Genomic DNA, 19,462 nt, shown 5'->3' on the forward strand with positions numbered 1-19,462 from the left:
CAACCTCCGCTATGAGTGTAGGGCGGATGGGCCCTCTTGGGAAGGGTGGCTTCGGTAGAGGTAGCCCTCACCTTCGGGGACCTCCTCCGGGTCCACCAGGTACAGGAAAGGCCCCCCGCCCTCGTTGACCAGGGCGTGGCCTCTGGCCCGGATGAGGGGGTGGAGCGGCCGGGGCGCTTGGAAGGCCAGGGGGACGGGGCCTACCTCTTCCAGCACCTCCGAAAGCAGGTCCAGCCACCGGGCGAAGACCTCCGGCTCCACCTCGGGCACCAGGAGGCGGACTGCCCCCGCCCTGTCCCCGAAGCGGCGAAACCTTCTTAAGAAGCGCCTCAGGGTGCGCCGCTCCTCCCCGCTGGGGCGGAAGGTGAGGTGCTTGTGCCCCATCACGCTAAAGCGAAACCCCTCCGGGGCCAGGGCCCGGAGGCGGCTTATGGTCCTCACGTCCCCCACCCGGTGCCACCAGGAAAGCTCCACCGTGGGGAAGGCCTTGCGGTAGGCCCTGAACCCCCCGGGAAAGCCCCGGTAGCCCCTAAGCCCCTGGAGCAAGGCCACCCTCCCGCCAGGCTTCCAGGAAGGCCAGGCCCATGCGGGCCATGAGGGGGGTGATGGTGTGGCCCGCTCCCTCCTCCACGAAGCGGGCCAGGCGGCCTTCGGGGTAGTGGGGCCTTAGGGCCTCCACCGTTTTCTCCATGCGCTCCAGGGGGACGATGAGGTCCTTGGTGCCGTGGAGGTGAAGGAGGGGCACCCCCCCGTAGGCCTCCCCCTTGGTGGCGGGCGGGGCCTGGTAAAGGGCTTCCACCCGGGGATCGGTGAGCCGCTGCCCCTGGGGGAGCTTCATGGGAAAGCCCGACCCGATGAAGGCCAGGGCGGCCCTGGGGCGCAACCCCTCGGAGAGGAGGAGGTGGACCACGAAGGCCCCCAGGCTCCCCCCGGCGAGGAAAAGGGGGAGGCCGAAGCGCCTCTGGGCCGCCTCCGCCACCTTAAGGGCCTCCTCCTTGAAGCCCAGGGCCACCTGGTAGACCTCCTCCACGTAGCTCGGGCTTTTGGCCGAGGGAGGCTTCCCCTCCCGTTCCCCGTGCCGGGGGGCGTCAAAGGCGAGGAGGAGGAAGCCCCTTTGGGCGTAGCCGGGAAGGAGGGAAAGGATGTGCTCTTTGGAGCCTTGGAGGCCGTGGAGGAGGAGCAGGAGGGCCTGGGGGTTCTCCGGTACCTGGGCCAGAAGGGACAGGCCTTCCAGGGTGAAGCGTTCCTTGCGCATGGTCCTTAGGTGAAGAGGCTGGACACCGACTCCCCCCGGTGGATGCGCCAGATGGCCTCGGCGAAGAGGGGGGCCACGGTGAGGGTCTTGAGCTTGGGGCCTTCCTTGGGGGGGCAGGTGTCGGTGGCGGCCACCTCCTTCACGGGGCTCCGGGCGATGCGCTCCAGGGCCGGGCCCACGTAGACCCCGTGGGTGGCGGCGGCGTAGACCTCCTTGGCCCCGGCCTGGAGGAGGGCCTCCACCGCCTCCACCAGGCTTCCCGCCGTGGAGATCTCGTCGTCCACGATGAGGGCGGTCTTGCCCGCCACCTCCCCCACCAGCATCCGCACCCGCACCTCGGTGTCGGAGACCCGCTCCTTGTCTATAAAGGCCAGGGGCAGATGGAGGCGGCGGGCCAGGGAGCTCGCCCGCTTCAAGTCCCCGGCGTCCGGGGCCACCACCACGGCGTTTTCCAGGTCCACGCGGGTGGCGAAGTGGTTGGCGATGACGGGTTCGGCGGAGAGGTGGTCCACGGGGATCTTGAAGAAGCCGTGGACCTGGGGGGAGTGGAGGGTCATGGTGAGGACCCGGTCGGCCCCCGCCGTCTGCAGGAGGTCGGCAATCAGCCTTGCGGCGATGGAGATGCGGGGGGCGTCCTTCTTGTCGCTCCGGGCGTAGGAGAAGTAGGGGATGACGGCGGTGACCCGGGCGGCGCTGGCCCCCTTGGCGGCGTCCACCATCATGAGGAGTTCCATCAGGTGGTCCTGCACCGGGGGGGTGAGGGACTGGACGATGAAGACGTCCCCTTCCCTGAGGCTTTCCTCGTAGCGCACGAAGAGGTTGTCGTTGGCGAAGCGCAAGGTGGAGCTCTTCCCTAGGGGAAGGCCTAAGGCGTCGGCCATGGCCTGGGCCAGGGGTCGGTTGGACTGGCCGGAGAAGATCAGGAGGGGGCGGTCCATGCCGTCCCCCAAGATACCATGCCCCCCTAAAGAGGGGTGAGCTCCCTTTGCAAGGGGGTGGTGACCTCGAGGCCCCCGGGATGGAGGTAAACGTCCACCTCCGTGCGCACGCCGAAGCCTTCCAGGTAGACCCCGGGCTCCACGGTGAAGGCGAGGCCCGGGACCAGGGGCCGCAGGTCGTGGGTCTCCAGGTCGTCCAGGTGGGGCCCCGAGCCGTGGACCTCCTCCCCCAGGTTGTGGCCGGTGCGGTGGCGGACGTAGGCCCCGTAGCCCTTTTCCTCCAGGACCTTTCGGGCCAGGCGGTCCACCTCAAAGCCCTTGGGGTGGCGGCCCTCCCGGTAGGCCCTTTCCACGAAGGCGATGGCCTCGTCCCGGGCCCTGACCACGGCCTCAAAGGCCCGGTGGGCCGCCTCCCCTGCGTGGAGCCCCGCCATCCAGGTGATGTCGGCGTAGACGCCGCCGGGTTCCTTGGCCCAGAGGTCCAGGAGGACCACCTCCCCTTCCTCCAGGGGCTTCTCCGAGGGCTCGTGGTGGGGGTTGGCGGTGTTTTTGCCAAAGGCCACCATGGGCGGGTGGTCAAAGGCGAGGCCCAGGCGGAGGAGGACCCGGGCCATCTCCCCCTGGACCTCCTTTTCCGTGGCCTTGGGGTTGGCCCGGAGGAGGGCGAGGGCCGCGTCCCGGGCTTGCGCCAGGCCCTGGGCGGCCCGCTTATGGCTCAAGAGCTTGGCCTCGTCCCAGGTCTGGAAGAGGAGGAGCAAAGGCCAGGAGGAAACCACCTCCACCCCCATCCCCCGGAGGAGGTCCAAGGTGCCCCCGTCCACCCGGGAGAGGTAGGGGATCTGCCCTCCGGGGACGTACTCCAAGGCCATGCGCCTCAGCCCCTGGAGGCTCTGGGAGAGGCCTTCCAGAAAGCCCTTCCAGGTGTGGTAGGTTTCCCGGTTTCCGGGAAGGGGAGGAAAGAGGCTCGCCTCTATGGCGTGGCAGAGCAGGGTGGGTTCCCCCTGGCGGGGGATGAGGTAGGCGAAGCGGCGGGTGAGGTGGAGGGAGGAAAGGCCTAGGACCTCGAGGGCTAAGGGATTGCTCCGCCCGAAGGAGAAGAGAAGCCAACCGTCCAGCCCCTCGCCTTGCAAAACCTCCTGCACGCGGGAAAGGTCCATGCCTCCATGGTATCCCTGTGGGAGCTGCCTCACCTTTCTTTACCCCTGCCGTGCTAGGCTTACGGGTAGGGAGGTAGGGGCATGGTAGAGGCAGAGGAGGCGGTCATCCGCATCACCCCCCTGGCGGCGGAAAAGGCCCGGGAGATCCTCTCCCGTTACGGCAAGGAGGGCGCGGCCATCCGCGTTTACATCAAGTCCGGCGGCTGCTCCGGCTTCCAGTACGGCATGGCCGTGGACGAGAGGGAGCGGGAGGGGGACACCTTTGTGGAAATGCACGGCATGCGCCTGGTGGTGGACCCCATGTCCCTGCCCTACCTGGTGGGCTCGGAGATTGACTGGGTGGAGAGCCTCATGGGGGGCGGATTCACCGTGCACAACCCCAACGCCGCCAGCACCTGCGGCTGCGGTCACTCCTTCCGCACCAAGGACCAGGAGGGGGAGGCCCGCACCTGCGGCCACTAGGTGCCCGCACCTTGGTTCAACATGAAGACCTCCTAAGGCCAAGAACGCCCTTTTGGGGCCCCGACGCACCCCATCCTGGCCACACCGGGATGGGGGCCTTGGCTAAACTTTTTGCCTTGGCTTGGGCGAAAGGCCCGCAAAGGGGGGGGTCAGGGTTGGCTTTCTCTGGGCCCCTTTAGCCCTCGCCGGGTTGACCTTCACCCGGGGGGTCGTATAATAGCCTCGGCCACTGAGATGGTGCCACGAAAGGAGGCGGTATGGGAAAACTAGGTAAGCTGGCGGTACTCGGTATAACCGCTTTGGGCCTGGCCCTGGCGGGTCCCCAGGACAACAGCCTGGTGGTTGGGGCCTCCCAGGAGCCCAGGGTCTTGGCGGGAGACTTCCTGAGCGTCATCTCCAACCAGGCCATCAAGTTGGAGATCGAAGGTTACCTCTTCGCCCCCTTCATCGGCTTCAACGCCAACAGCGAGAACTTCCCCGTTCTGGCCACCGAGGTGCCCACCCTGCAGAACGGGCGCCTTCGGGTCACGGACATCGGCGGGGGCAAGAAGCGCCTGGAGATGGACCTCACCATCCGCCCGGACGCCAAGTGGTCCGACGGCAAGCCCATCACCACCGAGGACGTGCAGTTCTACTTTGAGGTGGGCAAGGCCAAGGGCATGCCGGTCCTTAACCCCGACTACTGGGAGCGGGTGAACCTCAGGGTCAAGGACGCCCGCAACTTCACCGTGATCTTTGAGCCCGCCTACTACTACGACACCTACGGCACCCCCATCGGCTACGCCCCCAAGCACATCATGGGGCCCGAGTGGGAGAAGGTGAAGGCGGCGGCCCGGGGCCTGGACCCCGACAAGGACGCGGAGAAGCTCAACGAGCTCTACCGCAACTTCTTCCTCAAGTTCGCCACCCCCGCTAACCTCAACAAGGGGGCCATGGTCTACTCCGGGCCCTTCAAGCTGAAGCGCTGGGTGCCGGGGAACTCCATTGAGATGGAGCGGAACCCCAACTTCCCCATCAAGCCCGAGGGCGGGGAGAGCAAGTACGTGCAGAGGGTGGTCTACCGCTTCATCCAGAACACCAACTCCCTCATGGTGGCGGTGATCGGCGGCTCCATTGACGCCACCTCCAGCGTTTCCCTCACCTTTGACCAGGCCCGCTCCAAGCAGCTTACCTCCCGCGCCCCCGGCCGCTTTGACATCTGGTTCGTCCCCGGGGCCATCTGGGAGCACATTGACGTCAACAAGTTCTCCAACTGCCAGCAGGTGAAGGACCTGGGCCTGGACGATGTGCGCACCCGGCAGGCCCTTCTCTACGCCCTGAACCGGGAGGGCCTGGTGAAGGCCTTCTTTGACGGCCTCCAGCCCGTGGCCAACACCTGGATCGCCCCCGTCAACCCCCTCTTCAACCCCAACGTGAAGAAGTACGAGTTTGACCTGAAGAAGGCCGAGGCCCTCCTGGCCCAGATGGGCTGGCGGAAGGGCCCGGACGGCATCCTCCAGCGCACCGTGGGGGGCCGGACCGTGCGCTTTGAGATTGAGTACGTCACCACCGCGGGCAACGCCGTCCGCGAGCGCACCCAGCAGTTCTTCGCCGAGGACCTGAAGAGGATCGGCATCGCCGTCAAGATCAACAACGCTCCCTCCGCCGTGGTCTTCGCCGACGACTACATCCAGCGGGCCAGCGAGTGCAAGTGGACCGGGCTCTTTGAGTTCGCCTGGGTGTCTAGCCTTCAGGAGGACGGCTCCTTATTCCAGTACAAGAACCTGAACACCGGCACCATCCAGGTGCCCACCAAGGAGAACAACTACCAGGGCCAGAACATCGGCGGCTGGCGCAACGACGAGTTTGACCGCCTGACGAGCCAGGCCGTGCTGGAGTTTGACGAGGCCAAGCGCAAGCAGCTCTTCGCCCGCGCCCAGGAGATTTGGGCGGAGGAGCTCCCGGCCCTCCCCCTCTACTTCCGCGCCAACCCCTACGTGGTGCGCAAGGGCCTGGTGAACTACGTGGCCAGCGCTTACGCCGGCGGCTTTGGCTACCCCGGCTGGAACGCCTGGGAGATCGGCTGGGAGAGCCGGGGCGCCGTGAAGAAGTGGGACCAGGCGAAGTACGCCCTTTCCCTCAAGTAGCCTGGGTGGTATAGTGGGGCCCGCTGGGGTTTTCCCAGCGGGCTTTTTAGTGGCATAAAGAGGAGGTACAAGCGTGTTCGCTTACACGGTGCGCAGGCTTTTGCAGATGGTCCCCCTGCTCCTGGCGGCCAGCGTGGTCATCTACACCCTCTTGGCCCTGCAGCCCGGGGACCCATTGGACGAGCTCAGGCGGCAGAACCCCCGCATGACCGCCGAGCAGTTTGAGGCCTTGAAGCGGGCCTACGGCCTGGACCAGCCCCTCCACATCCGCTACTTCAAGTGGCTCAACCGGGCCCTGCACGGCGACCTGGGCTACAGCCGCACCTACGGGATCCCGGCGGCGGAGTACATCTTCGCCCAGCGCCTGCCCAAGACGCTGCTGCTCTCGGGGCTGGCCTTGACCCTGGCCCTCTTGGTGGCCATCCCGGTGGGGGTGTTCTCGGCGGTGCGCCAGTACTCCCTGGCGGACTACGCCATCACCTTCCTCTCCTTCGTGGGCTTTTCCATGCCCGTCTTCTTCCTGGGCATCCTTCTCCTTTACCTCTTCGCCATATGGCTTCCCGACCACATTCCGGGGTTCCCCCGCTTTCCCACCGGGGGAGTGCCGGGGGTGCTTTGGGAGGACGTGCGCTCCGGGGCGGTGAGCCTGTGGGAGTACCTGGGGCAGTGGGCCTGGCACCTGATCCTGCCGGTGATCGCCCTGTCCTCCTTGCAGATGGCCGAGTGGACCCGGTTCATGCGGGCCTCTCTCCTGGAGGTGCTTTCCCAGGACTACATCCGCACCGCCCGGGCCAAGGGGCTTTCCGAGCGGGTGGTGCTCTACAAGCACGCCTTGAGGAACGCCCTCATCCCCATCGTGACCCTGGTGGGCCTGGCCATCCCTGGGGTTTTGGGAGGAGCCACCATCACCGAGACCATCTTTAGCTATCCCGGCATGGGACGGGCCATCTTTGACGCCCTGGTGGAGAAGGACTACAACGTGGCCATGGCGGCCCTGGCCTTTTTGGCCCTCATGACGGCCCTTTTCAACCTTTTGGCCGACCTGGCCTATGCGGTGGTGGACCCCCGCATCCGCTACAGCTAGAGGTGAACTGTGGCGACCGCAACCGTTTCCGCCAAACCCCGCACCTTTTTTAGCCTCTTTTGGCGCCGCCTGAGGCGGCACCGGATGGCCATGGCGGGCCTGGTGGTCATCGTCCTCCTTATCCTTATGGCCATCTTCGCCCCCTGGCTTGCCCCCTACGACCCCACGGCCCAGCCCACCGGAGAGGACGTGGGCCAGTACTACTTCAATCCCCCTTCCCGGGAGCACCTTCTGGGCACGGACGACCTGGGGCGGGACGTCCTCTCCCGCATCATCTACGGCTCCCGCATCTCCTTGCTGGTGGGCTTCGCCGTGGCCTTTTCCAGCGTCATCCTGGGGACCATCATGGGCACCCTGGCGGGGTACTTCTCCGGCAGGCCCCTCCGCTTCTACCTGGGTCCCTTGCGCCGGGAAAGGGAGGGGTTTTACCCCTGGACCTTCGCCCTTTGGCGGGTCTTCTCCTGGTTCCTCTACTACGGGGTCCTCTACCTGGCCCTCTCCATCGCCTGGGCCTTGGCCAAGGACGGCCTACGGGCCGGGAGCCCGGGAAGCTACCTGGGCTTCGGCCTCACCCTGGCCGTGGTGCTCTACGCGGCCTGGTATGGCCTCAAGGGACAGATCCGCCTGGACCTGGACGTGGCCATCAGCCGCCTCATTGACTTCATGCTCACCATCCCCACCCTGCCCTTGCTCCTGGTCCTCTCGGCCCTCCTTCGCGACCCGGGGGTGAAGGTGGGGCAGTGGGCGCAAGGCGTCTTCGGCGACGCCGCCAGCGTCTTCATCATCATCACCATCCTGGTCCTCTTCGGCTGGCTGGGCACGGCCCGGCTGGTGCGGGGGAATATCCTCTCCCTGAGGGAGCAGGACTACGTGACCGCCGCCCAGGCCCTGGGGGCCACCGACGCCCGCATCATGTTCCGCCACCTGGTGCCCAACACCCTGGCCCCCTTGATCGTGCAGGCCACCCTGCAGATCGGCGGGGCCATCCTTACTGAGGCGGCCCTCTCCTTCCTGGGATTCGGCATCCAGCCCCCGGTGGCCACCTGGGGCAACATGCTCACCAACGCCCAGGAGTACATCTTCACCGCCCCCTGGCTCGCCTTGCCGCCCGGGTTCATGATCTTCATCACCGTCCTGGCCTTCAACTACCTGGGAGACGGCCTCCGGGATGCCCTGGACCCGAGGAGCAGGCTCTAAGGCCACCCCATCCTGGCCGCGCCGGGATGGGGCTCCAAAGAGGGCCTGAGCTTGGCCTCGGGGTAGGCGGCTTCCACGAAATAGAGGCCGTGGGCCGGGGCGCTGGGGCCTGCCAGGCGGCGGTCCCCGGTTTCCAGGATGGCCTTCAGGCTCTCGGGGGGCCGTTTCCCCAGGCCCACCTCCAAAAGGGTGCCCACCATGCCCCGCACCTGGCCCCGGAGGAAGCTTTTCCCCCGGAAGTAAAGGCGCACCTCGAGGCCCCCTTCCCCCTCCACCTCCTCCACCCTGGCCTCCAAGAGCTCCCGTACCCCTTCCCGGGTCTCCTCCTTGGCGAAGCCCAGGAAGTTGTGCCGTCCCAGGAGGAGGGGCAGGGCCTCCCACATGGCGGAGAGGTCCAGGGGCGGCTTGAGCCAAAGCGCCCGGTGGCGCAAGAGGGGGGAAGGGTGGGGCCTCTGGAGCACCCGGTAGCGGTAGGCCCGCCAGAGGGCGTCCTTGCGGGCGTGAAAGTCCTTGGCCACCTCCAGGGCCCCCACCACCTTGAGGTCCTCGGGGAGGAGGCGGTTCAGGGCCTCGGGCACCTTCTCCACCGGGATCCCGCTTTCCACGTCCACGTGGAAGGGCATGGCCAGGGCGTGCACCCCGGCGTCGGTGCGTCCGGCGGCCACGGCCTTGGGGAGGGCGCTGATCCGGAGCAGGGCCTTTTCCAGCTCGCCCTGCACGGTGCGCAACCCCTCCCTTTGCCGCTGGAGCCCGGCGAAGTGGGTGCCCTCGTACTCGGCGAGGAGGAGCAGGCGGCGCACGGCCCCAGCTTAATCCGCGCCCACGGGGGTTTTGGAGGGGTGGCCCTCCAGGGCCACCCCCTCCCCCACCACCTGAAGCCCCACCCGGTCCCCCACCTGGTAGGGCGCCCCCGGGCTTTCCTGCACCAGCACCTCCCGCTCGGGGACCGAGAGGAGGCGCACCCGGTAGGTGAGGTCGTGCCCCTTGAACTCCCGGGCCACCACCTCCCCCGTAGGGCCCTCCCCGGGGGGGGTAAGCCTCAGGGCCTCGGGGCGCAGGGAGAGGAGGAGGGGCCCGAAGGCCGGCTCGGCCAGGGGCACAGGGCCCAGGCAGGTCTCCGCCACCCGCCCCATCCCCTCCCCGGGAAGGAGGTTGGTGCGGCCCAGGAACTGGGCCACGAAGGGGGTTCTGGGCCGGAGGTAGACCTCCTCCGGGGTGCCCACCTGCAAAAGTACCCCCCCGCGCATCACCCCCAGGCGGTCGGCGAAGGAGAGGGCCTCCTCCTGGTCGTGGGTGACCAGGAGGGCGGTGGTGCCCGTTTCCTTGAGGACCTTGCGCACCTCTTCCCGGGTGGCGGCCCTGAGCCCGGCGTCCAGGCTGGAAAAGGGCTCGTCCAGAAGCACCAGCTTGGGCCCAGGGGCCAGGGCCCGGGCCAGGGCCACCCTTTGTTGCTGCCCGCCGGAAAGCTCGTGGGGTTTGCGGTTCTGGAAGAGGGTCATGCCCACCCGCTCCAGGGCCCTTTGGGCCCTCAGGAGGCGGTCCCTGCCCTTCAGGCTGAAGGCCACGTTGCCGAGGGCGGTGAGGTGGGGGAAGAGGGCGTAGTCCTGGAAGACGAAGCCGATCCCCCGCCCCTCGGGAGGAAGGGGGGTGACGTCCCGGCCCTGCAGGAGCACCCGGCCAGCATCCGGGGTTTCCAGCCCGGCCACGATCCGCAAAAGGGTGGTCTTGCCGCAGCCCGAGGGCCCCAGGAGGGCCAGGATCTCCCCGGGGTAGACCAGGAGGTCCACCCCCTTCAGCACCTCGTGCCCGCCGAAGCGCTTCCTTATCCCCTGGAGTTCTAGAAGCGGCGCTCGCTCCAAAGCAACACCCCCACGAAGGCCGCCGAAAGGAGGGCGATGAGGAGGGCGAAGGGGGCGGCCTCGGCGAACATGGCCTCCTGAGTGTAGCTGAAAACCCGGGTGGAAAGGGTGCTGTAGCCCATGGGGGCCAGGAGGAGGGTGATGGGCAGTTCCTTCACCGCCCCCATGAAGGCCAGGGCGCCCCCCGCCGCCACCCCCCGCCAGAGGAGGGGGAAGGTGACGCGGAAGAAGGCCCGGGTGGGCGTCTCCCCTAGGGTCCTCGCCGCTTCCTCCAGCCTCCTCGGCACCTGGCGCAGGGCGCTGCGGATGGGGCCCAGGGTCTCCGCCAGGAGGTGGAAGGCCAGGACCAGGACCAGAAGGGCCAGGCTCCCGTAGAGGAAGGGCAGGCTCCTCAGGCTGAAGAAGATCCAGGCCAGGGCGAAGGCCAAGGGGGGGATGGCGTAGCCCAGGTAGGCCAGGCGCTCCAACACCGAGGAGGCAAAGGAAGGGTAGCGCACCTCGAGGTAGGCCAAGGGCAAGGCCATCCCCACGGCCAGCAAGGCGGCGGGAGAGGCGGCCAGGGCGGAGTGGAACAGGGCCTCGTAAAGGCCCTGCAGGTTTTCCCGGGGAAAGCGGCTTGCCAGGTGGAAGAGGGCGTAAAAGGGGAGGACCAAGGCCAGGAGGACGGGCGCAAGGGCCCAGAGGTAGGCCAAGGGGGCCCAGGGTCCCAGGCGCACGGGCCTGGCCTTCCGGCTCGAGCCCTTGCCCGTGCGGGCCAGGGCGAGGCGGCGGAGGAAGAGGCCCTCCAGCAGGAGCAGCCCCCCGGTGAGGAGGAGGAGGAAGAGGGCGAGCCACGCGGCGTACACCCGGTCAAAGGCGGCGTTGTACTGCAGGTAGATGGCGTAGGAGAAGGTCTCGTAGCGGAGGAGGCTCACCGTGCCGAACTCCCCCAGGACGTGGAGCCCCACCAGGAGGTAGCCGGAAAGGAGGGCGGGGAGGAGCTGGGGAAAGGCCACCTTGAGGAAGGCCGGAAAGGGCTTCTGGCCCAGGGTCCGGGCCGCTTCCTCCAGGGAGGGGTCTAGGCCTAAGAAGGCGGCCCGCAGGGAGAGGAAGAGGTAGGGATAGGTGATGAAGGAGAGGACCAAGAGAGCCCCCCAGTACCCCTCGAGCCGGGGGAGGGGCAGCACCCCTCCAGGCCCGGTGGCCGCCAGGAGCACGAAGGCCCCCACGTAGCCAGGGACGGCCAGGGGCAGGGAGAGGAGGAGGGCCAGGAGGCGCTTGCCCTTGAGGTCCGTGCGGGTGGTGAGGAAGGCCAAGGGCAGGGCCAGGAGGGTGGTGAGGAGGAGGACCCCGAGGAGGAGGGCCAAGGTGTTCCCCAAAAGCTCCAGGTTCTTGGGCCTGAGGAGGATCTCCCGGAGGGCCAGGGGGTCGGCCTCGAGGGCCCTTAGGACCAGGTAAAGGAGGGGGAGGGCCACCCCACCCCCCGTGAGGAGGGCGGGGAGGAGGAAGGGCAGAAGCCCTGGGAGGTGGGGAAGCCGTAGGGTCATGAGAGGAACCTTGCGCCGGGCCCCCATGCTGGCCCAGGCCAGCATGGGGTGGTATTAAAGGATGCCCAGCTCCCGGAGGAGCTTAAGGGCCTCCTCCAGGGGAAGCTTCTCAAAGTCCAGCCTGGGGCTTTTCCGCAGGGCCTCCTCCAGGGGCAGGAGGTTGGGGTCGGCCACCACCCCCTTGACCAGGGGGTACTCTCCCACGTTGCCCACGAAGTACTGCTGGGCCTTGGGGGAGAGGAGGTAGGTGAGGAAGCGGGTGGCGGCGGCGAGGTTCTTGCTGGTCTTCAGGATGCCCGCTCCCGTCACCAGGGCCAGGTTGCCCACATCCCCGTCCTTGAAGTGGTGAAGGCCCAGGTTGTACCCCGCCCGGCGGAAGCGCACCACGTAGTAGTGGTTGGTGGAACCCAGGTCCACTTCCCCGGCGCGGATGGCGTCCAGCATGGCGGGGTTGGAGGGGTAGGCCTTGGGGGAGAGGGCCTTCATGGCCAAAAGCCACTCCCGGGTCTTGGCCTGCCCGTGGAGGAGGATCATCCCGGCCACCATGTCCTGGAAGCTGGAGTAGGTGGGGGTCCAGCCTAGCCGGAGCCCCTTTTCCCGAACGAACCGGGGAAGGTCCAGGAGGCTTCCGGGAAGCTCTTCGGCCTTCACCCGCTCTGGGTTGTAGGCCAGCACCCGGAGCCGCACCGTAACCGGCACCCAGGCCTTGGAAGCGGGCACAAAGGCTACAGGCCTCTGCAGAAGGGTTTCCCCTAAAGGCCTGAGGAGCCCCTTGGCCGCCGCCTGTCCTAGGGCCCCCGAGGTGTTGAGCCAGAGGACATCGGCGGGGGAGCGGCTTCCCTCCTCCTGGAGGGCGGCGAGGATTTGGGCATCGGTGCCGTAGCGCACCTGGACCCGGATTCCCGTTTCCTCCTGGAACTGGCGGAGGAGGGGCTCCACCAGGCTTTGCCCGCGCCCGGAGTAAAGGGTCAGGGTGGTCTGCTGGGCGAGGCCCAGGCTTAGGGCGGTGAGGCCGATTAGGGTAAGAAGCCTTCTCATGCTACCTCCTTTGAACGTGCGGGCCGAGGGCGCCCTCGGGGGGACTCTATCCCACTTCCGGGGAAAAGTCAAGTATTCCGGTCGGATTTCATAAGTTTAGGAATGAGAAGCGTTTGCATCCAGGGGAAGACCCCGGCCAGGTCCTCGGGGGGCGGGGGGGCTTTCCCGGTGCACACCAGGGGCACGGGGTTTAGGGTGTGGTGGGGGTGCCAGGGCTCCTCGGCGTTGCCGTGATCGGAGGTGAGGCAAAGCTCCCCGCCCTCGGCCAGGAAGCCTTGGAGGAAGCCCGTAAGCTCGGCGAAGCGCTGGGGCAGGGTCTCGGGGTGGCGGTGGGCGGCCAGGTCCAGGGCCCAGTACTCCAGGACCACCAGGTCAAAGTCCCGGGCGAGGGCCGCCGCCCTGGCCCCCACCCCGTAGGGGTCCTCAAAGAAGGCCGGGGGAAGGGCCAGGGGGTGCCCCAGGGGGAGGAGGGGGAGGCCTGCGAGCCTCGCCGCCTGGGCGAAGGCGGAGAGGAGGAGCCTTTTTCCCCCCAAGGCCCTCTCCAGGTAGTCGGGGCGGTAGGCGTTGGCGTGGAGGACCCTCAAGCCCATTCCCCGGGCCCAGGCGTAGAGGCTTTGCCCTAGGAGGGGCCTGAGCCTGGGGCTGGGGAAGGGGCCCTGGTGGTGGCCGAGGAGCCTTGCGGCGTTCACCCCGGTGAGGAGGGTGGTCTGGCCCGTGCCCGACTGGGGCAGGCCCTCCACCCCCAGGGTGGCGTCCAGGGGGTGGGGGGAAAGCTCCAGAAGGAGGGGAAAGAGGGTCTCCAGAGGCTCCCCCAGCCCCAGGCCGTCCACGAAGAGGAAGAGCACCCCCTTAGTGTGCCCTTCGGGGGAGGGGAGAAGGTGGTGGGGTTTCCAAAGCCTTGGGAAAGGCCGGGTATCCTGGAGGAGGAGGTGTCCTTATGCCGGTGAGGAAGGCCCAGGCGGTATGGGAAGGCGGGTTGCGTTCGGGCAAGGGGGTTATGAAGCTCCAGAGCCAGGCCTTTGAGGGGCCGTACTCCTTCCCCTCGCGCTTTGAGGAAGGCCCCGGCACCAACCCCGAGGAGCTCATCGCCGCGGCCCACGCGGGGTGCTTCTCCATGGCCCTCTCCGCCGCCTTGGAGCGGGAGGGCTTCCCCCCCAGGCGGGTTTCCACCGAGGCCCGGGTCCACCTGGAGACGGTGGAGGGCAAGGCCACCCTCACCCGCATAGAGCTCTTCACCGAGGCCGAGGTGCCGGGGGTGAGCCCGGAGAAGTTCTTGGAGATCGCCCAGGCCGCTAAGGAGGGCTGCCCGGTCTCCCGGGCCCTGGCGGGGGTGAGGGAGATCGTCCTCTCGGCCCGCCTGGTGGGCTAAGCGCCCGCGCTTCGGTTTCGCTGCCCAAGCCGGGGCTGGGGGGAGACTTTTTGGGGCCCCCACCGCGGCGAAAGCCGCGGTGGGGTACTTAGCCTTCCCCCTTCCACAGGAGGCGGCCGCAGGAGGGGCAGCGGGTGAGCTGCCCCTGCACCACCTTTTGCGCCACGTGGGTGGGCAGGACCACGTTGCATCCCTCGCAGCGGAAGACCTGGCCCTGGCGGAGCATGCGCACGATGCCGGTGCCCTTGCGGGCGCGGCGGATGGCCTCGTACTCCTTGAGCACGGGGGCGGGGATGCCCTGGGCCATGGCCTCCCGCTCCTCCTTGAGCTTTTGCATCTCCGCCTCCAGGGCCCTCACCCTCAGGGCGTTTTCCTGGAGGAGGGCCTCGAGGCGGGGGCGGAGGCCGGCCAGGGCCTCCTCCACCCGGGCGATCTGGGCCTCCACCTCCTCCATGGCCTCCATGATGGGGGTGGAGAGTTCCAGGAGTTCCTTGATGCGGTCCTTGATCTGCTGGATGCGGTTTTCGTACTGGGTCTGCTCGCGGGCGCTTTGGGCCTGGCGCTGCTCCGCCTCCGCCTGCTTTTCCTTGGCGGTGAGGTCCTCGATGTCCAGGCTGTGGCGGGTGTAGGCCTTGCGCAGCTCCGCCTGGCGCTCCAGGAGGTCGCCGAGCTCCCCTTCCAGGGCCTCCACCTGGGCCTTCGCTGCCAAGAGCTCCTCCGGGAGGCTTTCCGCCTCCTTTTGGAGCCGGTCTATTTCTAGATCCTTTTCCTGAAGGGCGTAAAGGGCCTTCAGCGCCTCCAGTTGTCCCCGTTGAGGAGCGTCCGCCCCGTTCACGTTTCCCATTCTAACCCGGTGAGGAAGGGGTTCGCCCGGGCCTCGAGGCCCAGGGTGGTCCCGGGCCCGTGCCCGGGGTGAACCCGGGTTTCGTGGGGGAGGGCGAGGAGGCGCCTAAGGGAGCGGAAGAGGGCCTGGGGGTCCGCCCCCGGCAGGTCGTACCGGCCGATGCTCCCCCGGAAGAGGAGGTCCCCCGAGAACACCTGGGCGCCCTCGGGATGGTGGAAGGCCACGTGCCCGGGGCTGTGGCCGGGGAGGTGGAGGACCTTGAGCCCAAAGACCTCCATCCCCTCCTCTAGTGGCCTCACGGGGAGGGGCGGCCTGGGGATGGTCATCCCCCACAGGGCTGCCGCCTCCGCCGCCCGCTGGTAGAGGGGCAGGTCCAGGGGGTGGAGGAAGACGGGGAGGGCGAGGGCCTCCACCAGAGGGGCCACGGCCCCCACGTGGTCAAAGTGGGCGTGGGTGAGGAGGATGGCCTTGGGGGTGAGGCCGGTTTCCCGGAAGAGGGCGAAGAGCCGTTCCGGCTCGTCCCCCGGGTCTATAAGGACCACCCCCTTCTCGGTTTCCACCAGGTAGGCGTTTTCCTGGAGGGGACCCAGGGTGATGGGAAGGACCCTCATGGCTCGGTGGGCAAGCCCTCCTGGAGCCACTCGTGCATGGAGCCCAGGTAGTTCCGGGCCTTGACCCCCAGGCTTCGGAGGACGAAGAAGGCCACGGCGCTCCGGGCCCCGGAGTGGCAGTAGACCCCCACCTCCTGGCCTGGTTCCAGGGAGAGCCGCTCCAGGAGCCCTGGGGTTTCCAGGAACAGATCCAGCGGGGCGTTCCTGCTCCCGGGGATGCGCCCGCCCCGGGGGCAGCAGGGGGGGTGGACTCTGCCCTGGAACTCCTCGGGGCTCCGCACGTCCAAAAGAAGGGGGTGGCGGGCGGCCTCATCGGCGGTGAGGAGCCAGTCCCGCCGGAGCCGGGCCACCACCCCCGTGCGCTCGGGCTTGGGCTCTTCCTTCTCCGTGGCGTGGGCTTCCCAGCCCTCGGTCCAAAGGGTCACCTCCAGCCCCCCCAGGCCCAGGAAGAAGGCGGTGCGGCAGAGGCGGCTGGTGAGCCCCTCGTCGTAGAGGACCACGGGGCTTTTCAGGCCCAGGCTTTGGAAGAGCTCGGTGAGGCCCGCTTCCAGGGCCTTGAGTTCCGCCTCCTCCCGCAGGCGAAGCCGGGGGGCGGAGAGGTCCAGGTGGCGGGCCCCCGGGAGGTGCCCCGCCTCGTAGGCGGGCCGGGGACGGGTGTCCACCAGGACGGCGTCCTTGGGCAAGTCCATGGACCTGATTATAGGGGACGCATGGGTAAGCCCAAAAGAGTAAGGGGACTTGACAAATATACGCGCATGTGTTATTAGTGTACCTCGGAGGTGATCGGTATGGCCCTGGTGCGTAGGGACGCCCGCGCCACGGAGATCACGCCCTTTAGGACCTGGGGACCGCTTTCCCTCTTGGAGGAGGCCAACCGGCTCTTTGAGGAGGTGATGGGCGAGTTCGCCCGGCCCTTGGCCACCACCTACGTGGCCCCGGCGGACCTTTACGAGACCGACGAGGCCCTGGTCCTGGAGATGGCCGTTCCCGGTCTGGCCCCTGAGGACCTGGAGGTGAGCCTCGAGGGCGCCAAGCTCACCGTCCGGGGCCAGGTGAAGCCCCAGGAGGACGTCAAGGCCCGCCGCTACTACCTGCAGGAGATCCCCCACGGCTCCTTCGTGCGTACCTTCACCCTGCCCGTGGAGGTGAAGGCGGACGAGGCCAAGGCGGAGTTCCGCCACGGGATCCTCCGGCTCACCCTGCCCAAGGTGGCCGAGGCCCGGGCCAAGCGGATCCCCATTGAGGTGGTCCAGTAGCCCGCGGCCCTGGAGCCGGGAAACCCCCTGGGGAAGACCCAGGGGGTTTCATACCCGACCCAGGGCCTCCCCAAGCCGCCTCAAGGCCTCCTCCAAGACCTCGGGATAGGTGGCGAAGTTGAGGCGCACGTAGCGGTCGTACCCCTCCCCGAAGTTCTCCCCCGGGTTCAGGGCCACCCGGGCCTCCCGCAGGAGGTAGGCCGCCGCCTTGGGAATCCCCGTCCTAAGCCAGGCCAGGTAGGTGCCCTCCGGGGGGAAGTGGCCGAGGCCCTGGGCCTGGGCCCAGGCCGCCACCCGGTCCCGGTTGGCCTTAAGCCTTTCCCGGGTCTCCCGGAGCCAAGCCTCCCCCTCCAGGAGGGCGGCCTTCCAGGCGGCCATGGCCAAGACGTTGGGAAAGGTGTGGGGGAGGTGGCGCTTCAGGGCCTCCACCAGGGGCTTGGGTCCCACCACCGCTCCCAGGGGCAGGCCCGCCAGGTTGTAGGCCTTGCCCGGGCCCAGGAGGGTGAGGGTGCGCTCGGGGAGGAAGCGGGCCAGGGGAACGTGGGGCTTCTCGTAGGTGAGGGGGGCGTGGAGCTCGTCAGAGACCACGAGGAGGTCGTGCTTGCGGGCGATGGCCGCCAGGGCTTCCAGCTCCTCCTCCGTAAAGACCCGGCCCGTGGGGTTTTGCGGGTGGCAGAAGAGGAGGAGCCTCGAGGCGTAGGCCAAGCGCTCCAGGCCCGGGAGGTCCAGCCGCCACCCCTCCTCCGTCTCCCTCATGGGGTTGGCGAGGAGGGTGCGCCTCTGCTCCCGGATGGCGGCCAAAAAGGGAGGGTAGACGGGCACCTGGCTTAAGACCCCTTGCCCAGGGGCGGTGAAGGCGGCCACGGCGGCGTAAAGCCCCACCACCACCCCGGGCATGAAGGCCACCTCCCCCTCGAGGCCCCCCCTCTCCAGGAGGAGGGCCTTGAGCTCCGGGTCCCCTTCCCGGGGCGGGTAGCCCAAAAACCCCTCCGCCCGCTCCTTCAAAGCCTTGCGGATGGGCTCGGCCACGGGGAAGTCCATGTCCGCCACCCACAGGGGGAGGACGTCCTCGGGATAGGCGCTCCACTTCAAGGAGTCCTTGCGGGGGGGAAGCACCATGGGGTTATCTTACCGCCCGGCCCAGCCGCCCCAGCATGTAGAGGGAAAGGAGGATGAGAAAGAGGCTTACCACCTGGGTGGCGGTGAAGAGGCCGATGCCCAGCGCCTCGTTCCGGTAGACGGGAAGCCAGAGGGGGTTCAGGCGGAAGGGCTCCTCCAGGACCGAGCGAAGGACGCTGTACCAGAGGAGGAAGTTCCAGGAGGCGTACCCGTAAAAGGGCTTTTTCCTGAGCCAGTAGAGGGAGAGGGGGAGGAGGATGAGCCCCACCAGGGCCCCGTAGACCTGGGTCAGGTGCACCGGGCCCCGGAGGAGTTCCTGGCACCGGTACACCTGGGAGATGTCGTCAATCCCGGGGCAGACCCCGGGGAAGCCCCTGGCCCACTCCGGCCAGGTGAAGCCGATGGGCAGGGAGGTGAGGCGGCCCACGGTGTCGGAGCCGTTCATGAGGTTCCCGATCCTGCCGGCCACGATGCCCAGGGCCACCCCGGGGGTGGCGGCATCCAGGTAGGGCCACAGGGGATAGCCCCGCTTCCGGTGGAAGTAGTAAAAGGCCAGGGCGCCCCCCAGGATGGCCCCGTGGAAGGAAAGCCCCCCGTGCCAGATATAAAGGATCTCCGCCGGGTTTTCCAGGAAGTAGCCGGGGGAGGTGAGGACGTACCCCAGCCTCGCCCCCACCACCCCAAAGACCACGGCCCAGAAGACCGCGGCCTCAAACCGCTCCGTGTCCAGCCCCCAGGCCTTCAGGCGCCTTTTGGCCAACTCAAAGCCGATGAAGATGGCCAGGGTGAGGAGAAACCCGTACCACTGGATCCTTAAGGGGCCGATCTGGATCATGGTGGGGTTCATCCCTGGCCTCCCAGAAGCGCCGCCACGCGCTCGGCGAGCTCCTTTTCCCCGAAGGCCCCTTCCAGAAGCACTTCCTCCCCCCAAAGGAGCACCGGGACCCGGAAGGTGTACCGGAAAAGCCCGGGGTCCCGGTCCACGTCCCGGCGCACGTAGGGCACCCCCAGGGTCCAGAGGGCCCTTTCCGCCTTCTCGCAAAGCCCACACCCTTCCCGGGTGACGAAGACGAGCTCCATGGGGGAAAGCATACCCCACCCCTAGAAGATATGGCGCAGGACCCAAAGCCCCATGGCCAGGTGGAGGAGCGCCTTGGCCACCACGCCCCCCATGAGGCCCACCAGGGTGCCCCAGGCGGCCCTCAGGGCCTCCTCGGGCCTGCGCCCCGAGAGGTACTCAAAGAGCCACGCCAGGAGGAAGGGAAGGAGCAAAACCCCCACCACCCCCAGGAAAAGGCCCAGGAGGCCGCCCAAAAAGGCCCCCCAAAGCCCCGCCCGGCCCGCCCCGTAGCGCCTGGCCCCCCAGAGGGCCGCCAGGTTGTCCAGGGTCATGGCCAGGAGGGCCAGGGTTCCGAGAAGGACCCACGCCCCCAGGGAAAGCTCCCGGAAACCCACAAGGAGCTCGTGGAGGAAGGCGGCGAGGAGGATGACCAAGGTGGCGGGCACGAAGGGGAGGAGGGTGAGGAGGACCCCGAGGAGCCACAAGGCCACGAAGAGCCAGTCGGCGAAGGCGTCCACGGGAAGAGCCTAAGGCCTAGGCCCATGAGAAGGGAAAGGGACA

At 68.1% G+C, this 19,462-nt stretch carries 22 protein-coding genes; 6 read left to right on the plus strand and 16 right to left on the minus strand.

Going from position 1 to position 19,462, the window contains the following annotated elements; all coding sequences use genetic code 11:
* Positions 1-9 precede the first annotated feature (9 nt).
* The 4 genes from ACZ5RK_RS03650 to ACZ5RK_RS03665 are packed head-to-tail and all read right to left on the minus strand — an operon-like array spanning position 10 to position 3,350.
* Positions 10-552, minus strand: coding sequence for a DUF72 domain-containing protein (locus tag ACZ5RK_RS03650; protein WP_464909705.1), 543 nt, complete (start codon positions 550-552; stop codon positions 10-12).
* Positions 530-1,255: an alpha/beta hydrolase gene (locus tag ACZ5RK_RS03655; protein WP_054647000.1), complete on the minus strand. Its 726-nt coding sequence runs from the start codon at positions 1,253-1,255 to the stop codon at positions 530-532. Before ACZ5RK_RS03655 ends, ACZ5RK_RS03650 begins: the two co-directional genes overlap by 23 nt.
* A gap of 5 nt (positions 1,256-1,260) precedes the next feature.
* Positions 1,261-2,193, minus strand: coding sequence for a ribose-phosphate diphosphokinase (locus ACZ5RK_RS03660; RefSeq protein ID WP_464909706.1), 933 nt, complete (start codon positions 2,191-2,193; stop codon positions 1,261-1,263).
* A 26-nt stretch (positions 2,194-2,219) separates the two neighbouring features.
* Positions 2,220-3,350 (minus strand): M24 family metallopeptidase, encoded by a 1,131-nt coding sequence (locus ACZ5RK_RS03665; RefSeq protein WP_464909707.1) that lies wholly within the window; start codon positions 3,348-3,350, stop codon positions 2,220-2,222.
* A gap of 81 nt (positions 3,351-3,431) precedes the next feature.
* On the opposite strand from ACZ5RK_RS03665, the gene erpA reads away from it, so the two are divergent.
* From erpA to ACZ5RK_RS03685, 4 genes are all read left to right on the plus strand, one after another.
* A complete protein-coding gene (gene erpA / locus ACZ5RK_RS03670; RefSeq protein ID WP_054647001.1) occupies positions 3,432-3,812 on the plus strand; it encodes an iron-sulfur cluster insertion protein ErpA in 381 nt (126 codons plus the stop codon).
* Between the two features lie 257 nt (positions 3,813-4,069).
* Positions 4,070-5,938 carry a peptide ABC transporter substrate-binding protein gene (locus ACZ5RK_RS03675; RefSeq protein ID WP_464909708.1) on the plus strand — a complete coding sequence of 623 codons (1,869 nt, stop codon included), beginning with the start codon at positions 4,070-4,072 and terminating at the stop codon, positions 5,936-5,938.
* Positions 5,939-6,011: 73 nt separating this feature from the next.
* A complete protein-coding gene (locus tag ACZ5RK_RS03680; RefSeq protein WP_054647456.1) occupies positions 6,012-7,022 on the plus strand; it encodes an ABC transporter permease in 1,011 nt (336 codons plus the stop codon).
* Positions 7,023-7,031: 9 nt separating this feature from the next.
* Complete coding sequence (locus tag ACZ5RK_RS03685; RefSeq protein WP_464909709.1) at positions 7,032-8,219, plus strand: ABC transporter permease; 1,188 nt, start codon at positions 7,032-7,034, stop codon at positions 8,217-8,219.
* On the opposite strand, the gene truA is transcribed toward ACZ5RK_RS03685, so the two are convergent.
* The 5 genes from truA to ACZ5RK_RS03710 all read right to left on the minus strand — a co-directional run bounded on the left by truA (position 8,216) and on the right by ACZ5RK_RS03710 (position 13,487).
* Entirely contained in the window at positions 8,216-9,019 is an 804-nt protein-coding gene (truA, locus tag ACZ5RK_RS03690) for a tRNA pseudouridine(38-40) synthase TruA (protein WP_464909710.1), read from the minus strand. The two genes, ACZ5RK_RS03685 and truA, sit on opposite strands and share 4 nt — an antisense overlap.
* Positions 9,020-9,028: 9 nt before the next feature.
* Positions 9,029-10,078 (minus strand): ABC transporter ATP-binding protein, encoded by a 1,050-nt coding sequence (locus ACZ5RK_RS03695; protein ID WP_464909711.1) that lies wholly within the window; start codon positions 10,076-10,078, stop codon positions 9,029-9,031.
* Positions 10,057-11,604: an ABC transporter permease gene (locus ACZ5RK_RS03700; protein ID WP_464910051.1), complete on the minus strand. Its 1,548-nt coding sequence runs from the start codon at positions 11,602-11,604 to the stop codon at positions 10,057-10,059. The genes ACZ5RK_RS03695 and ACZ5RK_RS03700 overlap by 22 nt, the downstream gene beginning before the upstream one ends.
* 54 nt (positions 11,605-11,658) lie before the next feature.
* Positions 11,659-12,642 carry an iron ABC transporter substrate-binding protein gene (locus ACZ5RK_RS03705; protein ID WP_054647604.1) on the minus strand — a complete coding sequence of 328 codons (984 nt, stop codon included), beginning with the start codon at positions 12,640-12,642 and terminating at the stop codon, positions 11,659-11,661.
* A 68-nt stretch (positions 12,643-12,710) separates the two neighbouring features.
* Positions 12,711-13,487 carry a metalloenzyme gene (locus ACZ5RK_RS03710; protein WP_464909712.1) on the minus strand — a complete coding sequence of 259 codons (777 nt, stop codon included), beginning with the start codon at positions 13,485-13,487 and terminating at the stop codon, positions 12,711-12,713.
* Between the two features lie 92 nt (positions 13,488-13,579).
* Between ACZ5RK_RS03710 and ACZ5RK_RS03715 the strand changes: the two genes are divergently transcribed.
* A complete protein-coding gene (locus tag ACZ5RK_RS03715) occupies positions 13,580-14,011 on the plus strand; it encodes an OsmC family protein (protein WP_464909713.1) in 432 nt (143 codons plus the stop codon).
* Between the two features lie 88 nt (positions 14,012-14,099).
* On the opposite strand, the gene ACZ5RK_RS03720 is transcribed toward ACZ5RK_RS03715, so the two are convergent.
* Genes ACZ5RK_RS03720 through ACZ5RK_RS03730 form a run of 3 tightly spaced genes read right to left on the minus strand, consistent with a single transcriptional unit; the run spans position 14,100 to position 16,155 of the window.
* A complete protein-coding gene (locus ACZ5RK_RS03720) occupies positions 14,100-14,855 on the minus strand; it encodes a zinc ribbon domain-containing protein (protein WP_464909714.1) in 756 nt (251 codons plus the stop codon).
* Positions 14,843-15,466, minus strand: coding sequence for an MBL fold metallo-hydrolase (locus tag ACZ5RK_RS03725; RefSeq protein WP_464909715.1), 624 nt, complete (start codon positions 15,464-15,466; stop codon positions 14,843-14,845). The genes ACZ5RK_RS03720 and ACZ5RK_RS03725 overlap by 13 nt, the downstream gene beginning before the upstream one ends.
* Complete coding sequence (locus ACZ5RK_RS03730; RefSeq protein ID WP_464909716.1) at positions 15,463-16,155, minus strand: sulfurtransferase; 693 nt, start codon at positions 16,153-16,155, stop codon at positions 15,463-15,465. The genes ACZ5RK_RS03725 and ACZ5RK_RS03730 overlap by 4 nt, the downstream gene beginning before the upstream one ends.
* A 99-nt stretch (positions 16,156-16,254) precedes the next feature.
* Here ACZ5RK_RS03730 and ACZ5RK_RS03735 point away from each other — a divergent pair, with 99 nt between their 5' ends.
* Positions 16,255-16,722, plus strand: a complete 468-nt coding sequence (locus ACZ5RK_RS03735) for an Hsp20/alpha crystallin family protein (RefSeq protein ID WP_054647363.1) — start codon at positions 16,255-16,257, stop codon at positions 16,720-16,722.
* A gap of 48 nt (positions 16,723-16,770) precedes the next feature.
* Here the strand turns inward: ACZ5RK_RS03735 and ACZ5RK_RS03740 are convergent, their stop codons facing one another.
* From ACZ5RK_RS03740 to ACZ5RK_RS03755, 4 genes are read right to left on the minus strand one after another with little or no spacing between them, the layout of a single operon-like run.
* On the minus strand, positions 16,771-17,841 hold the full coding sequence (locus ACZ5RK_RS03740; RefSeq protein ID WP_464909717.1) for a cystathionine beta-lyase: 1,071 nt from the start codon (positions 17,839-17,841) through the stop codon (positions 16,771-16,773).
* Between the two features lie 4 nt (positions 17,842-17,845).
* Positions 17,846-18,676, minus strand: coding sequence for a prolipoprotein diacylglyceryl transferase (lgt, locus tag ACZ5RK_RS03745; RefSeq protein ID WP_464910052.1), 831 nt, complete (start codon positions 18,674-18,676; stop codon positions 17,846-17,848).
* A gap of 8 nt (positions 18,677-18,684) precedes the next feature.
* The gene (locus ACZ5RK_RS03750; RefSeq protein ID WP_464909718.1) at positions 18,685-18,933 is read right to left on the minus strand and encodes a glutaredoxin family protein; all 249 of its coding nucleotides are present in this window, start codon (positions 18,931-18,933) and stop codon (positions 18,685-18,687) included.
* Positions 18,934-18,942: 9 nt separating this feature from the next.
* On the minus strand, positions 18,943-19,419 hold the full coding sequence (locus ACZ5RK_RS03755) for a DUF456 family protein (RefSeq protein ID WP_464909719.1): 477 nt from the start codon (positions 19,417-19,419) through the stop codon (positions 18,943-18,945).
* Positions 19,420-19,462 lie beyond the last annotated feature (43 nt).

The sequence above is a fragment of the Thermus kawarayensis JCM 12314 genome (genome assembly GCF_055393575.1).

Excerpts from the sequence above, each read along its gene's own strand:
- lgt (WP_464910052.1), bottom strand. The coding sequence starts at position 18,676 with ATGATCCAGATCGGCCCCTTAAGGATCCAGTGGTACGGGTTTCTCCTC.
- ACZ5RK_RS03720 (WP_464909714.1), bottom strand. The coding sequence starts at position 14,855 with ATGGGAAACGTGAACGGGGCGGACGCTCCTCAACGGGGACAACTGGAG.
- ACZ5RK_RS03705 (WP_054647604.1), bottom strand. The coding sequence starts at position 12,642 with ATGAGAAGGCTTCTTACCCTAATCGGCCTCACCGCCCTAAGCCTGGGC.
- ACZ5RK_RS03740 (WP_464909717.1), bottom strand. The coding sequence starts at position 17,841 with ATGGTGCTTCCCCCCCGCAAGGACTCCTTGAAGTGGAGCGCCTATCCC.
- ACZ5RK_RS03750 (WP_464909718.1), bottom strand. The coding sequence starts at position 18,933 with ATGCTTTCCCCCATGGAGCTCGTCTTCGTCACCCGGGAAGGGTGTGGG.
- ACZ5RK_RS03725 (WP_464909715.1), bottom strand. The coding sequence starts at position 15,466 with ATGAGGGTCCTTCCCATCACCCTGGGTCCCCTCCAGGAAAACGCCTAC.
- ACZ5RK_RS03665 (WP_464909707.1), bottom strand. The coding sequence starts at position 3,350 with ATGGACCTTTCCCGCGTGCAGGAGGTTTTGCAAGGCGAGGGGCTGGAC.
- ACZ5RK_RS03730 (WP_464909716.1), bottom strand. The coding sequence starts at position 16,155 with ATGGACTTGCCCAAGGACGCCGTCCTGGTGGACACCCGTCCCCGGCCC.
- ACZ5RK_RS03715 (WP_464909713.1), top strand. The coding sequence starts at position 13,580 with ATGCCGGTGAGGAAGGCCCAGGCGGTATGGGAAGGCGGGTTGCGTTCG.
- ACZ5RK_RS03700 (WP_464910051.1), bottom strand. The coding sequence starts at position 11,604 with ATGACCCTACGGCTTCCCCACCTCCCAGGGCTTCTGCCCTTCCTCCTC.
- ACZ5RK_RS03675 (WP_464909708.1), top strand. The coding sequence starts at position 4,070 with ATGGGAAAACTAGGTAAGCTGGCGGTACTCGGTATAACCGCTTTGGGC.
- erpA (WP_054647001.1), top strand. The coding sequence starts at position 3,432 with ATGGTAGAGGCAGAGGAGGCGGTCATCCGCATCACCCCCCTGGCGGCG.
- ACZ5RK_RS03655 (WP_054647000.1), bottom strand. The coding sequence starts at position 1,255 with ATGCGCAAGGAACGCTTCACCCTGGAAGGCCTGTCCCTTCTGGCCCAG.
- ACZ5RK_RS03735 (WP_054647363.1), top strand. The coding sequence starts at position 16,255 with ATGGCCCTGGTGCGTAGGGACGCCCGCGCCACGGAGATCACGCCCTTT.
- ACZ5RK_RS03660 (WP_464909706.1), bottom strand. The coding sequence starts at position 2,193 with ATGGACCGCCCCCTCCTGATCTTCTCCGGCCAGTCCAACCGACCCCTG.